Source organism: Daejeonella sp., assembly GCF_030684675.1.
GTDB lineage: Bacteria > Bacteroidota > Bacteroidia > Sphingobacteriales > Sphingobacteriaceae > Daejeonella.
This window is the reverse complement of record NZ_JAUXXZ010000025.1, coordinates 1-15,511: the sequence shown is the minus strand read 5'-3', so window position 1 is coordinate 15,511 and position 15,511 is coordinate 1. Positions and strand designations below refer to the sequence as shown.

Annotated in this window: 12 protein-coding genes; 3 read left to right on the top strand and 9 right to left on the bottom strand. The window is 41.5% G+C overall.

What is annotated here, in order from left to right:
- Positions 1 to 394: 394 nt before the first annotated feature.
- Positions 395 to 2,971 (top strand): family 20 glycosylhydrolase, encoded by a 2,577-nt coding sequence (locus Q8M41_RS04695; RefSeq protein WP_305364092.1) that lies wholly within the window; start codon positions 395 to 397, stop codon positions 2,969 to 2,971.
- Between the two features lie 523 nt (positions 2,972 to 3,494).
- Here Q8M41_RS04695 and Q8M41_RS18185 read toward each other — a convergent pair.
- The 8 genes from Q8M41_RS18185 to Q8M41_RS04660 all read right to left on the bottom strand — a co-directional run bounded on the left by Q8M41_RS18185 (position 3,495) and on the right by Q8M41_RS04660 (position 9,647).
- Positions 3,495 to 3,785: a type II toxin-antitoxin system RelE/ParE family toxin gene (locus Q8M41_RS18185; protein ID WP_370870439.1), complete on the bottom strand. Its 291-nt coding sequence runs from the start codon at positions 3,783 to 3,785 to the stop codon at positions 3,495 to 3,497.
- Positions 3,782 to 3,988, bottom strand: coding sequence for a DUF2683 family protein (locus tag Q8M41_RS04690; RefSeq protein WP_305364091.1), 207 nt, complete (start codon positions 3,986 to 3,988; stop codon positions 3,782 to 3,784). Before Q8M41_RS04690 ends, Q8M41_RS18185 begins: the two co-directional genes overlap by 4 nt.
- A gap of 142 nt (positions 3,989 to 4,130) precedes the next feature.
- Positions 4,131 to 4,535 carry a DoxX family protein gene (locus tag Q8M41_RS04685; RefSeq protein WP_305364090.1) on the bottom strand — a complete coding sequence of 135 codons (405 nt, stop codon included), beginning with the start codon at positions 4,533 to 4,535 and terminating at the stop codon, positions 4,131 to 4,133.
- A gap of 211 nt (positions 4,536 to 4,746) precedes the next feature.
- Positions 4,747 to 5,913 carry a chromate transporter gene (locus Q8M41_RS04680; RefSeq protein WP_305364089.1) on the bottom strand — a complete coding sequence of 389 codons (1,167 nt, stop codon included), beginning with the start codon at positions 5,911 to 5,913 and terminating at the stop codon, positions 4,747 to 4,749.
- Positions 5,914 to 5,921: 8 nt separating this feature from the next.
- Positions 5,922 to 6,473: a hypothetical protein gene (locus Q8M41_RS04675; protein WP_305364088.1), complete on the bottom strand. Its 552-nt coding sequence runs from the start codon at positions 6,471 to 6,473 to the stop codon at positions 5,922 to 5,924.
- Positions 6,474 to 6,551: 78 nt separating this feature from the next.
- Positions 6,552 to 6,860: an AraC family transcriptional regulator gene (locus Q8M41_RS04670; protein ID WP_305364087.1), complete on the bottom strand. Its 309-nt coding sequence runs from the start codon at positions 6,858 to 6,860 to the stop codon at positions 6,552 to 6,554.
- 62 nt (positions 6,861 to 6,922) lie between these two features.
- On the bottom strand, positions 6,923 to 9,115 hold the full coding sequence (locus Q8M41_RS04665) for a M28 family metallopeptidase (protein WP_305364086.1): 2,193 nt from the start codon (positions 9,113 to 9,115) through the stop codon (positions 6,923 to 6,925).
- A gap of 121 nt (positions 9,116 to 9,236) precedes the next feature.
- On the bottom strand, positions 9,237 to 9,647 hold the full coding sequence (locus Q8M41_RS04660; RefSeq protein ID WP_305364085.1) for an OsmC family protein: 411 nt from the start codon (positions 9,645 to 9,647) through the stop codon (positions 9,237 to 9,239).
- Between the two features lie 124 nt (positions 9,648 to 9,771).
- Here Q8M41_RS04660 and mnmE point away from each other — a divergent pair, with 124 nt between their 5' ends.
- The gene (gene mnmE / locus Q8M41_RS04655; protein ID WP_305364084.1) at positions 9,772 to 11,268 is read left to right on the top strand and encodes a tRNA uridine-5-carboxymethylaminomethyl(34) synthesis GTPase MnmE; all 1,497 of its coding nucleotides are present in this window, start codon (positions 9,772 to 9,774) and stop codon (positions 11,266 to 11,268) included.
- A 64-nt stretch (positions 11,269 to 11,332) separates the two neighbouring features.
- Here the strand turns inward: mnmE and Q8M41_RS04650 are convergent, their stop codons facing one another.
- On the bottom strand, positions 11,333 to 13,099 hold the full coding sequence (locus Q8M41_RS04650) for a hypothetical protein (protein ID WP_305364083.1): 1,767 nt from the start codon (positions 13,097 to 13,099) through the stop codon (positions 11,333 to 11,335).
- Between the two features lie 440 nt (positions 13,100 to 13,539).
- Here Q8M41_RS04650 and Q8M41_RS04645 point away from each other — a divergent pair.
- Positions 13,540 to 15,511: cadherin-like beta sandwich domain-containing protein (locus Q8M41_RS04645; RefSeq protein WP_305364082.1), on the top strand; the 1,972-nt coding region annotated here is incomplete at its 3' end.

Sequence of the window (15,511 nt, the reverse complement as noted above, 5' to 3'; positions counted from 1 at the left end):
AGTCGCCTCTGTCAGTGTTAACTTTTACACATAAATTTCAGTTATTAACAAAAGAAAAAGAAGCAAAAAGAAAATCCTACAATAACAATAACCACTCTTTCTTAGAGATTACTAATCTAAAGGAAGGTGGTCGTATGTGGTAATGGTAGACATACGACCACTTTCGGGGTCGGCTAATCTGTTATGACATGTGGCCTCTACAAGGCAAATGAGCAAAACGGTACCAAACAGAAATCTTGAATGCTTAAATAATGACATTGAGCGCCCGCCTGTAGCGCCTGCTTCCTCTGCCAAAACTTCCGGTTCTTTAGTAAATCTTTTTTATTGATAACTAAATTTTCACCAGACAACAATGTTTTTGTAATTTGGGATTGCAATTATGAACACCCAAAATATGATTCTTAAAAGACCCCTTTGCAGTATCTTTTCCTGCTTTATCCTGAGCTTAATTCTGTTAATTTCTTCTAATCAGATTCATGCACAAAGTAAAACCAAAGATTTTAAGATCAGTGCTCAATGGCAGCCGGTTCAGAATAATTTTGAAGGTAAAAGTCAATCACTTTCAGTTCTGAGCTTGACTAATGAATCCACAATTGATTTACCTTCAAATGGATGGACTTTATATTTTAATTATTCAGGTGATTTCCCCAAACCGGATAGCAGAGGCTTAACAATTTCATTTGTCAATGGAGATCTCTATAAAATTGAGCCAAATGCAGCTTCTGATGGCATTTCGGCAGGGGCAAGAATGGATTTTCAAATGGTCAGATCAGGGAATATTGAGAATGTGACTCAATCACCGCAAGGTTTTTATCTCGTGCTTTCAGGCATACCTGAAAAGGTAATTCCTGTAAAATGTACTTATCCGGATCCCTCAGTCGAGTTTCTAAATTCACTCCCGGCATCAAAAACCTGGATGGATCCTGTATATGTGTATTCCAAGAATCAGGATGTTCAGGATATTGAGACATCGAAATTGCCGCTGATATTCCCAAGTCCGCTGGAGTATAAGTCAATGAATGAAGAATATAGAATTAGCGGGAATACCGGTATTTCTTCAGACCCATTATTTGTTAAGGAGGCTGGATATTTGATTGAAGAGCTTGGTAAATTGCTTAATTCTAAACCTACAATCAAGCAGAACAACACTAATGGTATCGTTTTAAGAAGAGATCCTAAAATTGCAGAAGAAGGCTATGAATTAAGTGTTTCGGATAAGGGAATATTGATCGCTGCTTCAACACCAGCAGGTGCATTTTACGGCATTCAGTCGCTCAAGAGCCTGATATCCCCATTAAGCTGGAAGAACAAACAAAATTCAATAATTCTTCAGGGTGTAGAAGTGAAGGATATGCCCCGTTTTGGATACCGGAGTTTTATGCTGGATGTGGCAAGGAATTTTCAAACCAAAGATGAGATCCTTAAAGTGCTGGATCTGATGAGTTTATATAAGTTGAATGTATTTCATTTCCACTTTTCTGAAGATGAAGGCTGGAGGGTTGAAATTCCATCGCTTCCTGAATTAACCGAGGTAGGAAGTGTTAGGGCACATACTATTGATCATAAAAGTAATATCCAACCTGCATTTGCATCAGGGGGTGTTCCAAATCAATTGCCCGGCAGCGGACATTTAAGCCGTAAAGATTTTATTGAAGTTCTTAAATACGCTGCTGCACGGCATATTCAGGTAATTCCTGAAATTGAATCTCCGGGTCATGCCCGTGCGGCGATTAAAGCGATGGAAAGCAGGTATCAGAAGCTGATGAAAGCAGGGAAACCAGTTGAAGCGAACAGATACCGTTTGATTGATCCTCAGGATAAATCCCAATACCGTTCCGTCCAGGGTTGGAATGATAATGTGATGGATGTAGCCTTACCCTCAGTTTACAATTTCATTGAAAGGGTGACTGATGAACTGATTCTGATGTATAAAGAAGCAGGTGCACCTTTAAAAACGATCCATTATGGTGGGGATGAAGTGCCTGCGAAGGTATGGGAGAAATCTCCGGCATATCTCAAACTTAAAAATACAAATCCTGAGATCAAATCTACGGATGATCTCTGGTATTACTATTTCGGAAAAATAAATGCAATGGCTAAAAAACGTGGTCTCTTCGTTTCAGGCTGGGAAGAAGCAGGAATGCGTAAAACTACCCTCGATGGCAAACCACATTATATTGCCAATCCTGATTTCGCGGACGATCATTTCCAATTGCATGTATGGAATAATGTGATAGGTTGGGGTGCAGAAGATCTGGCTTACAAACTGGCAAACGGAGGTTATAAAGTAGTTCTTTCACCTGTTTCGAATCAATATTTTGACCTGGCTTATAATAGCTCTTATTATGAGCCAGGCTATAAATGGGGCGGGATGGTTGATGTTGACAAACCGTTTTATTTCATTCCTTATGATTTTTTGAAGAATGTCAAAGAAGACGGACAAGGCAGGTCGATCAAAGATCTGGATCAGACTAAAATGATCAGGCTGACTGATTATGGTAAATCTAATATCGTCGGTCTGCAGGGATTGTTATGGTCTGAGAATAATGTAAGCAAAGAAAGATTGGAGTATATGATGCTCCCGAAATTGCTGGGACTTGCCGAGAGAGCATGGGCACAAGAGCCTGAATGGGCAGTTGGGCAGTATTCGATACTGAATGATCTTTACTATAAAAATTCCTGGTCTTCTTTTGCCAATCGCGTTGGGAAGCGTGAATTGCCGCGTTTGACTTATTATAATGGAGGATTTTCCTATCGCATTCCTGAACCGGGATTGAAGCTTAGGGATGGTCGGGTATATGCCAATATTCAGCTCCCCGGACTTGAAATCAGATATACCAAAGATGGTTCAGATCCGGTATCCGGAAGTACGATTTATACTGACCCCTTAACTGAAAAAGGAAAATTTCGATTTGCTGCTTTTGATGCATCAGGTAGGAGAGGAAGGGTTGTGGGGATAGAGAATAAATAATAATATTTAAGTTCAATATGAAATCTTGCTGGGGGAAATTTAGATAGAAGATTTTCTTTTGTTTTAGAAAGCAGGGCTTGTTTCTCTTGAGTCCTGCCAATCCCGCGTTCTGCCCTATTTTTTGCCCATAAATTCCGTTTTTACATAAAAATTTGCTTGGCAAAAAGCTACAGCTGCCACGGGTTTATTTCAAATGGCAAATGATCCTTTTGCCGGGCTGCACGTCCCGATGAAAAACAGCACCGGGTAAGATAAACCTTGCCGGAGGAGGTAGTTTCCGGCTATGCAAAATTTTAAATAGAACGCAATTTATTGCCGGGACTAACCGGAGGAAAGGGCTGAACCAGCCTATAAAACACAGGTATTGGTTTCAAAAACCAAATAATAGGGCACCAGAGCGTTTTTTAACGAATTTAAACAGTACTTTTTTACCTTTCATTACATCGAACTCACATCAATAATAAATTATTTATAATTATACTTCAGAACTAACAGATTTCTTGAAATTGAAGAATATATTAAACTAGATCAGAATCGGATCCTGGCGGTTATCCCAAAAAAATAATAGATGAACTGATGTCTCTGTTACCTTGTAAAATAAAGAACATTGAGGGGTAATTAATGCAATTCTGATTTTTTCGTCAAGATCGGAAGTCTTGAACATAAAAGGTTGTTGCGAAATTAGATTAATAGTTTTGTCAGCTTTTGAAACAAATTTACTTGCTGAACGCTCACCGAATCTATCCAGGATGAACTTATAAACAGATTCTAGTGATTCTTTGGAGCGTGGTGTGTAAAATACCTGCAAACTCATTTCATATTCAGCATGTCTTTGACACCTGAAAAAGGATTTAACTTCCCATCGTTCGCTTGTGCCCTTGATTCATTAATGCTTTTTATCACTTGTTCGGGATAACCCTGGCTTTTCTGCTCAAAAGTGACTTGCATTGCTTTCAATATGGTCTTTAAAGCTGCAAGCTGCTCTTTAGTTTCAGGGTAAACAATTAAGGCGTCCATATGCAAATATAATTATTTCCTATGTAAATTTTTTGCACTCCATTGGGCTCACAATAATGCCATATGGATTAATCCATATGACATTATTGTATTAGACGAAAATCATAAAATCCTAAAAATCCTTTAATCCTATTAATTTTAATTATTTATTGAGCTTGTAGTCAACAGAAAAACGTCCCGGGCCGGTAAAGAATATCACAATAAACATACCGAGGAAAAGTAATGATTTTTCTTTAGTCCCGAAATCATCAGCGGCATGCGCAATGAAAAATGCAACCGACATATTGATAATCAATGGAATTAAAGATAAACGGGTGTAAAGTCCTATGATCACAAGAATCGCGCATAAAAACTCTGCAAAAGTTGAAAGGTAGAGCGATGGTACCTGGCCTAGTCCGACAGGATCTCCAAATTTCAGGTTCCCTTCTATGATTTTCTGAAATTTAGGGTACCCATGAGTAAGCATTACAGCGCCTGAAACAATCCGAAGAAATAACAAGCCCAAATCATGAGCTAATGGACCACTTGACATAAAAGGTGATTTCATAATCTTAAAAATTAAATGAAAATATTGAAGCTTCTATCTCTAAGATAACAGGATTTTTTAGTTTGCATCATATTTCACCAATCGATTTATTGCATAAGCGCTTGATTTGCAGTTTTGTAACAAGATTTTCACATGATTTGCCTGATTTGATAATCAAGCTATAGCATTATTTAAAATTCCGCTTTACCAATTTTGGGATGGATTTATCAGATCAGAAAAAATTCTTGATCAAAATTCCGATTATCGCAGAAAGCAAAATTATCTGTGGTTCCTGTATTTTTTTGATATAAACCAGAGCTAAACCAGCGCAAATTGCAATCAATGCTGTCGGAATATCAATAATGGACCGGGTAGCAATGATGATCACCGCTCCAAGCAATGATCCGATTACTGCCGCAGTAATGCCATCGACAAACGCTTTGATATTTTTATTTTTAGCTACCTTCTTAAACGATGGTGCAAGTATGACAGTGAACAGAAAGCAAGGTAGGAAAGTAGCCAGCGCCGCAATACAAGCTCCTGGAAAACCCGCAATAAGATAACCGATAAATCCAACAGTAATTACCACTGGTCCCGGGGTGATCATTGCTACCGCAACCGAATCTATAAACTGACTTTCGGTTAACCATTGATATTCCACAACAAGTCCGGCATGCAGAAAGGGAACAATGGCCAGACCACTGCCAAAAACAAAGGCTCCGGCTTTCAGGAAGAAAATGCCAATATCAAACAATTGATCATCATGAAATGCCAAAAGGCCGGTTCCAGTAAATAAAAATACAGGTAAAGTAAGCGGTCTTTTTATCCATTGAGGTGGTGATTTGTAAAAGAGATAGATTATTCCACAGAGCACGAAAAGCATGATTTCCTCTCTTTGCCTTACTACTGTTAGTACCACTCCGGTCAGATAAAATATCCATAAGAGCCAGTTGCTTTTGATTGATCCTATATTGAAATTGCCCAGAGATTTAATCGTGAGTTTATAAGCGCTGATCGCAATGATTCCAATTACACCGACACTCACTCCATAAAATACTTCTCTCATCCAGGACAGGCCGCTGTATAGCTGGTAAGCTACTCCAAGCGCAAGTACCATTAAAAATGAGGGCAGTATAAAGGCTAGTCCTGCTAATGTCGCCCCTAAAAGTCCATAATGTACAAATCCAATATAGATTCCAAGTTGTGCAGCGAGCGGACCAGGTGCCAGTTGTGCCAGTGCAAGCCCTTCCTTATATTCCTCTTCACTGAGCCAGTTTCTGTTCTCAACCAAATCGCGGTGCATGTAGGCAACCAGAGCCACCGGACCGCCAAAGCCCCAGGTGCCCAGTTTCAGAAAGTAAATGACCAATTCCCTAAGGGTATATTTTTTCTGATTCATGATATTATTTAAAATCCTATTCCGAACTGAAATGCAATGGTTGATGAAGCGGGTAAAGAATTGCCAAATCGTACAGGAAGGGGAATTGCTGCAAAGTAGCTGTGGTGTTTCTTTTTGATCAGTACTTTGTTCAGTACCGGAGTGAATCCATAACGCCCGGAGGTTTCAAATGCTGCCCTTCCCGCAAAAGTATAGCCCTTGCCCAAAGCAAACAGTATACCCGGATGAATGAGCGTATTGCTCACCCTGCTGCTGCCATTTTCTGCCCTGATAAATGTAACTATTTCGAAGGAGAAGCCAATTTTTGAACTTTTCCAGATATTGATTCCTATGGGCATTCCAACAGTATAGCTCCCTTTAAAATTAGCATGGGAACCTGTGTTGCTGAAGGAAATTATAGGGTGAACGATGCCAACATGACCTGCAATTCGAGGGTAAATGGTGCTATTTGTTTGTGCTGAAAGTTTTTGTGGGTAAGCAATTGATGTGTATAACAGGATTGTTATGGCGACCAATTTAAACAGGTATCTGCTTGTGCAAAATTCAATAAATTTCTTCATTATCATAAATCAGTGATGAACTATTTTGTTCATTTCTGACAATATTAGGAGGACAAAAGAGGGATAAATAGAATACAATTAACCTTTTGTATCTTTTTTACCTTTCTGTAGGTTTTTTCTGAAAACAGATGGATTTTGCCCGGTTTGTTTTTTAAATATCCGGGTAAAGTGGCTCTGGTCAGAAAATCCGGTCAGATAGGCTATTTCGGACAGCGAGTAAGCAGGATTTTCCAATAATCCGATGGCTTTATCAATTCTCAATTTACGGATGTACTCCCCAAAAGAAAGATCATTGAAATGCCTTGAAAATTCTCTTGATAAGTAGGCTGGATGAACATTAAGTTCAGAGGAGATATCTTTCAGGTTTAAATTCAAATTAATATCCAATTGATCCTGAATAAGCGACTGACGAATTTAAATGGTATGATGCCCAGGTAAATTCGTAAGTCTTACTTAGCCATCATCGAAGTTGCTTTCAAATGCTCCGCCAATCTTCCAATCGCGTTTGCAGCAATATTTATCTGCTGTTGTGCCTCTTTCCAGTCGCGCTGTTCGATGGCTTCACGCACGCCGGGCATGGTCTTTACTCCATATCCGGTGTAAAATCCGGGAGCATACAGCGTATGTTTATACCATGGACGGCGGGGCAGACCTTGCTCTGTTAGCAGACTTTGTTCAGCACGGTAGAGGGCCTTATTTATATCTTCAAGAGCTGATTTCGCAATTGTTCCTTTGCTCAGGTTTTCAGATAATGAATTCGCCGATTGGTCCAACTGAACGAGCGAATTTTGAAGCGAAGAGAAATCGATAAATGGAACTTCTACTTTTGCGACTGGCACTTTTATAGGCTTGGTTGGGTCATCAGCCAGCTTATGGTTGTTACCTTGTACCACCTGGTTGAAAACCAGCGTAGATTCCCTCATCTGATCAGTCATGCTGATCATTTCTGTCACATAAGTTGATATCGTTTTATGCAGGTTTTTAAATTCAAACGGAAGCGTATTGGCATTTGCCATTCTAAGTACAGCACGGCCAATGGTTTGAGAAAGTGCACGTCCATAACTGAATCCCGGATCGCCAAATCTGCTGTAGTAATCGTAAGAGTCATAAGCAGTATGGTATTCCCCTCCGGCATTCTCCCCACCATAATAAATGTTCAATGAAGGTATACCGGCATGCTGCAGGAATGCAGAATAATCAGAGCCAGAGCCTAAAGCTCCAATGCTCATTGATTTTTTAGCCATATTATCCTTTCTGGATTTATCAGATCCGGAATTAACAATATCCCGGGCTTTTAAACGCTCAAAAACACTCACATTGGTCTGAGGATCAATAACATCTTTCGCAATTCCGTCAACCATGGATTCCAATCCATGAGAGCCTGCAGCCGACAGGAAGCCCCTGCCATTTCCATCAGAATTGATGTAAACTACCGCTTTTTGCTTTAGCTCAGTGGCATGATCTTCCACCCACTCGGTAGATCCAATCAGTCCGGGCTCTTCTGCATCCCATGCACAATAAACCAGGGTACGTTTTGGTTTATAACCATTTTTAACTAATTCGCCGATGGCCTTTGCTTCCTCCATCATAGCTGCGATTCCACTTATCGGATCGTTTGCGCCGGTATTCCATCCATCGTGGTGGTTGCCGCGAATAATCCATTGATCAGGATAAACAGATCCTTTGATTTTTGCAATTACATTATAAGCAGGGACCAATTTCCAGTCGAATTCTACCTTAAGCCTGACCGAGGTTTTTCCGGGACCGATATGATAAGTGAAAGGTAATGCCCCGCGCCAGTCCGGTGGTGCTACCGGTCCGCCCAGGGCCTGAAGCAATGGCTGTGCATCATGATAGCTGATTGGTAAAACCGGAATCTTCAACAGATTTTCGGCATCTTCTTTTTTTAAGCGCTTTGCATTTTCAGTCGCACCGATAAATGGCGTTAAAGGATCTCCGGGATAAATAACCATATCCATGATTGAACCACGCTGTACACCGTGTTCGTTTTTAAAACTTCCTTTAGGATAAACATCCCCCTGGAAATATCCATCCTCCATTGGATCGGAATAAATGAGACAACCTATTGCCCCATGCTCTTGTGCAACTTTTGGTTTAATACCGCGCCATGATCTTCCATATCTTGCAATCACGATCTTTCCTTTGACATCAATACCCAGCTTTTCCAGCGTTTCATAATCTTCAGGAAGCCCGAAGTTTACAAATACCAGTTCGGCGCTTACATCCCCATCGGCACTCCATGCATTGTAGGTTGGAAGTTGATCGGGATGTCCGGATGTTGCATCCTCTTTATAAGCAGGCTCTTTCAGCAAAGCTTTGAATTTTGTTGGTGCAGTCATCTCCAATATCCGCACTTTAGGTGTTGGAAATAGAACTTTATAGACTTCAAGTTCAGCATCCCAACCATAGCTTTTGAACTTTGCCATTAGATTTTCTGCGACTTCCTTACTAGCTGGAGAGCCCAAATAATGTGGTTTCACGGTAAGCTCTTTGATAGTTTTTCCGATATTTTCGCTGCTGATAAAGCTATCGAACTTCGATTCCAATTGTTTCTGATCTTGTGCAGATGCAGTTCCGAGAGAAATCAGGATTGCAATTGTGGAGAGAATGTATTTCTTCATTTTTTGGTCTTAATAACGGGATTATTTTCTAATCTGCAGGCAAATTTCAATGAATTAAGCCGTGCATTAATTTATCGATTTTACTCCGGCAGTCTGACAACAGGTAACAGACAACTGATAACTAAATTAAATTAGCTTCCACACTAATATCTGTGTTCAATAATTTTGAGATTGGGCAGTTTGCTTTTGCATCTGCTACTGCCTCATCAAACTTTTGCTTACTTATCCCCGGAACTTTAGCATTTAAAGTTAAATGTGAAGAGGTGATAGCACCACCATCTAAAGTAATATCACATTGAGTACTCAGCTCATCAGCAGTAAAGCCTGCTGCATCAAGATTGAATGAAAGTTTCATTGTAAAACATCCTGCATGTGCTGCGGCGATCAGTTCTTCCGGATTGGTTCCTGTACCTTCTTCGAACCTTGATTTATAAGAATACTGAGTTTTGCTTAAGGTTCCGCTTTGCGAACTTAATATACCATTTCCGCTTTTGCCACTTCCTTTCCAGAGGGCTGTTGCATTTCTTTTCATAGCTTTGTAAATCGTTAAATAATATATCCGGAAGACCATTCCGATATCTAAAAGCAAGATAGTAAAATCTCTTTTATCATGAAGGGATAATGACGACATTTGTAATGGTTAAAATTGAAAGCAAATGTCTGATATACCTGCCGGAACTTCCTTATATAATTCTGATACAATCATTGCCCTTGCAACTCCTTCTGGAATTGGGGCGATCGGAGTAATCCGGCTTTCGGGACCGGATGCAATCAGTCTGGTGAATGAAGTTTTTGGAGGAAAGGATCTGAGCATTCAGCACAGTCATACCATTCATTTTGGGACGATAAAGGATGGGAAACAAGTACTGGATGAGGTGTTGGTTTCAATCTTCATCGGACCCAGATCCTACACCCGCGAAAACGTAGTGGAGATATCCACGCATGGGTCTGCTTTTATCATTGAAAGTATTATAAAATTATTAATTCGTAAGGGTGCAAGGCCGGCCAATCCTGGCGAGTTTACCCTCAGGGCATTTTTAAACGGACAGCTCGATCTTTCACAGGCCGAAGCCGTAGCCGATTTGATTGCTTCTAATTCTCAGGCATCGCATCAGGTAGCCATGCAACAGATGCGGGGTGGTTTTTCTTCCGAATTGCAACATCTTCGTGATCAATTAATTCATTTTGCATCCATGATTGAACTGGAACTTGATTTCGGGGAGGAAGATGTAGAATTTGCGAATCGGGATGATCTCAAAGGACTGATTTACCAGATTCAGCGCATATTGCACCGACTGATTCAATCATTTGAGCAGGGCAATGTGATGAAGAGCGGGGTTCCGGTTGTTATTGCCGGCAAGCCCAATGTCGGTAAATCAACCCTGCTGAATGCATTGTTAAACGAAGAACGTGCGATTGTTTCTGAGATAGCGGGTACCACCCGCGATACGGTGGAAGATCACATGATCATCGGCGGAATCAATTTTCGTTTTATTGATACAGCCGGCATCCGCGATACCGAAGATGTCATCGAGGCCAAAGGAGTGGAGCGCACCCATGAAAAGATCAAACAGGCGAAATTGATTATCTATCTTGTTGATCCTGAGCAGGATGTGGACGAGATTGTGGAACAGATGAAATATCTTGAGAGCCTGGGTATTCCGTTTTTGACGGTGGTTAATAAGAAAGATCTGGCTAACGATGATTTTATAGAACAACTGGGGGGTATTAGTATGAAGTCTGATGTCGGAAGTCGGAAGTCTGATGTCGGAAGTCAGAAGTCTGACGATCAGTCCTCAGTCCTCAGACCTCATACTTCAGATCTCAGACCTCAAACTTCAGTCCTCATTTTCATCTCCGCACGTAATAAACAAGGTATTGAACAACTTAAGCAAGAAATCCTCCGCAAAGTAAATCTTCATTCCATCAATACAGATGATGTTCTGGTTTCCAACATCCGCCATCTTGAAGCGCTTCAAAAGACTGAAGAATCCCTGAACAGAGTTTTGCAAAATATCGATCAGCCAATCACCTCAGATTTTCTTGCAAGCGATATTAAGCAGGCACTATATTACCTTGGTGAAATTACCGGGCAGGTAACAACTGATGATTTATTGGAGACGATATTTAGTAAGTTTTGTATCGGAAAATAGGGGGTCGGAGGTCTGAAGTCGGAGCATAAAGGATTTCCGATGGGGGTGCCCAAACCATATATCATTATACTTCTTTAGCAATTGTATGAATATCTGTCTCCAGATTAAACTTCTTACGCATACGGCTAACAATAGAACGTATGGTTTCTGAAGAAACTCCAGAAGCATTAGCCATTTCCTTGGTATTAAGGCCTAGATTTGCCAGCATTATGATCCTTTGCTCTGCCTGTGTAATATTTGGCATTTTTAGTTTCAATCTTTTTATAAAGCCGGGATTGATCTTTTCAAAATTGATTTTAAACACTTGCCAGTCTGCTTCAGTAAGGATTACAAATTGGCTTAGAGCCATATTGATCTCTGTATTGCTGTTATCCGTTAACTGAGTTTGCAATTGTGTGATCAGATTGTTCTTCTCGGCAATATTGTTCGTGAAATGATTAATTTGTTGTTGGGCAAGAATTATTTCGCTGTCTGCTTTCTGCTTTTCTTTCTCGAGCATTTCGGTTTGTAATCTTAACTTTAATCTTTTGCGGTTGTATATTAATAATGCTATCACGGTTAAAAACAGTATTGCGCATAAAATGGCATTCCGGATACGCTTTTGATTAACTAAATCATTTTGTGATTCCTGCAGTACCTTTTCCATCTGTTCAAAGGTTACTTGAGCTTTTACAATATCAAGGCGACTTCGGTTGGTGTTTTTTTCCAATGTGTCTTTCCAACTTAGATATTGTGTATGATATACGTAAGCACTATCATACTGATGCAGGCTTGCAAACGCATTTGATGCACCCTTCGCAGAAGTCATAAGGACCGCGAGTTTGCTGCTCCTTAAAGCAATAGAATAGGCCTTTAAATATTTTGAAAGTGCTAGCGAAGTATTGCGTCGCACTTCATCTATTTTTGCAAGGGAGGTAAGCGTGTTGGCGACATCGTCCCACTGGCCGGATTCAGTACTTGAATTTAAGTTTTGCTGTAACAAGCTATACGCAATGTCATAATTACCTTGCAGGAGATAGGCCTTCCCTATGCCTCCCTTCGCGATCCCCTCCCATATCCGAAGCACGTCAGGGGCCATGGCCAATCGATAATTACCGGGATTGGCAATCCGTTGTTTAACCAGACTACTGATCTGTTTATAGTAAAGTAAGGCACTATCCGGTTTGTTAATTTTCAAATATGAGGCACCTGTTAAATCTGCAGCTAAAATGTAGAGGTGTAAGAAATCCACTTTATCTTTTTCAGACCACAAAGCGGTTCCTTTGGCGCCATAGCGTGCGCTGCCGTTATAATCGCTAACAATATATAAAAGCTCACAAACCCGATAATAGGTAGAAGAAATATCCCGAAAGTATTTCGCGCCTATCCGGTCCTGGATCTCGAGACACTTTACCAAATAATATAATTTGTCACTTCCCTTTGTAGCCGCAGCATAATCGCGGTATAGTTCAGATAAGAGCTGTTCGTCGCCCAAACTACTGGCCATTTTGATCAGCTCAAAATAATTTTCGGCTGTTTCCAGAGTGTCCGGCTTGTCTATTTTGTCATGGCCTATACGGTTGTACATAAACGACCGTATATGCAGCCGTAGGTCAGGCTTTCTAATCAGATATTCATGTATCTCTTTCTGCTTTGCGGTAAAAGCATTTTCATTAAAATTTACACTCAGGTCTGTGCAAACTACTCCATATTTTTCCGTTTGATAAACATCATCAGCTTGAAGTGCCTCGATTAATTTTGCAGTACTTATTGTCTGCGAAAAGGTGGTTGAAGGAATTTGTGACGCTGCCGCAAACAGGAATCGAAAAAGATACTTGGAACTGGGCGTCATAATTTAGGCTCTTTAACAAGATGAGATGAAGATATGAAAAATTATGAAATTGGTTTTATATGTAATTGCCTCTTTTTTAGTCCTATTCACATGTGCGAGAGGTCAGGCATTATTTGTATGGCATAATACTATGGAATGTTTTGTTCGAAGTATAACCATACCAAAATCATCATTCCTAAAGCGATAATGATGATCCACCAATAACCGGGATAAATTTTTGGAAGCTTATTGTTTGCAGACATTAGTTTTTATAGTAATTACTTCGTAAAGTAACAGCTTCAGCAATTTTGTTGGAATAGCCAGCCGTTGAAAAAACGTTGAGATTGCTCATGCACTATCTGGAACCGTTATTTTCTTAATATTTTCATTGTTATTATTTTATATTTATTCAAATGCTGATTCATTGTCAGCGATCAATTCATACCTCATAAATTTAATTAATGAATAAGTGCTCTCTCTCCATACTGCTTCAGCTATGCATATGCCTGTTATTCTCACTGGAAACATTTGCTCAGCCGGCTGTTACATCTTTCAGTCCTTCCACTGGGCAGGTGGGCACCCTCGTAACCATAAGTGGTACAAATCTAGGCAGTGCCAATTCAGTTAGTATAGGAGGTAAAAGCGCTATAATAGTTTCCAATACATCAACTAGTATAGTAGCATTGGTAATGCCGGGCGCTACTACAGGTGTTTTATCTGTAACCACCGGAGCGGGCACCGGTAGCAGCCTCGGGAATTTCGAGCTTGTCGCAAGGGTATATCCGGAAACCCAGCAGGGGAATAAACTGGTAGGGACGAACGGCATTGGTTCCCAACAGGGAGCAGCGGTATCTATCAGCGCAGACGGGAACACGGCGCTGGTTGGAGGATTTACTGATAATTTAATTATGGGAGCAGCATGGATCTTTACCCGCAGCAACGGTACATGGAGTCAGCAGGGTACAAAGTTGCTCCCCTCTAATAATGTGGGTACGACCCCGAGATTCGGCAAAGCAGTCGGGCTAAGCGCTGACGGAAATACAGCGATTATAGGAGGTGACACTGACAATTCTGGTGTTGGGGCGGCCTGGATATTTACCCGCAGTGGCAGTACCTGGACGCAGCAGCAGAAACTGACAGCTAACGACAACAGCGGTGTCTCTTTACAAGGAGCTTCGGTGGCGTTGAGCGCAGACGGCAACACAGCCATGGTAGGCGGGAATAGTGACAATTCGGGGATAGGCGCAGGTTGGATATTCACCCGCAGTAACGGCGTGTGGAGTCAGCAGGGAAGTAAACTGGTAGGAACGGGCAGTGTCGGTACACCGGGTCAGGGCGCAGCAGCAGCCCTGAGCGCAGACGGCAATACTGCTTTGCTTGGTGGACCTTCTGATGACAACGGGAATGGGGCCATCTGGGTGTTTGTACGTAACAGCGGAATATGGACCTCACAGGGTAATAAACTGGTGGGGACAAACGTTGGCAATGGGGCAGCAGGCCAGGGTTTTTCAATAGCCTTAAGTGCTGATGGTAATACGGCGATTTCCGGTGGAATAAATGATAATGGTTTAGCCGGTGTGGGTGGGGCATGGATATTTTCGAGAACTGGGAACGCCTGGACTCAGCAAACTAAATTGGTGGGAACAGGTGCTTCCGGATTATCTGCCCAGGGCCATTCGGTATCATTAAGCGCTGATGGGAACACTGCTGCTGTTGGCGGGGTATTCGATGATTTGAGCCAGGGTGCTACATGGTTATTTAAAAGGGATGGGAGTACCTGGACTCAGCAGGGAAGCAAACTGAAAGGAACGGGTATGGCGAATGAGGCTACCCAAGGCTTTAGCGTAGCTTTAAGCGCTGACGGTAAAATGCTGATTACTGGAGGGCCTTCGGACGATGTGGGTTTAGGCGCATCTTGGATATTTACAGCGCCAATACTGTCTGACGATGCAAATTTATCGGCTCTATCCCTGAGTAGCGGAACATTAAGTCCAGGTTTCTCAGCAGCTACACTAGCTTATTCGGCATCGGTATTGAATTCAACCGCGTCGGTCACTGTTACTCCAACCCGCGCTCAGGCTAATGCAACGATAGAGGTACGGGTTAACGGTGGTAGTTTTGCTGCAGTAGGCAGCGGAACAGCTTCAAATGCACTGGCATTGAATGTGGGCATCAATACGATTGATGTGAAGGTAACGGCGCAGGATGGCAGTACCACCAGGAGCTACACCCTGACGTTGACAAGGGCTAACCCGGTACCGGTTATCAGCAGCCTGACTCCGGCCACGATACTAGCAGGGACTTCTGCAGTCATTACGGTTAACGGTCTTAATTTTGGCGGCAGTACCTCTGATTTAACCAGCCTCACCTATGGTCCGAACGGTACAGAACAAGCGGGTAGTAACATGGTGTGGGTTTCTTCGACTCAAATCC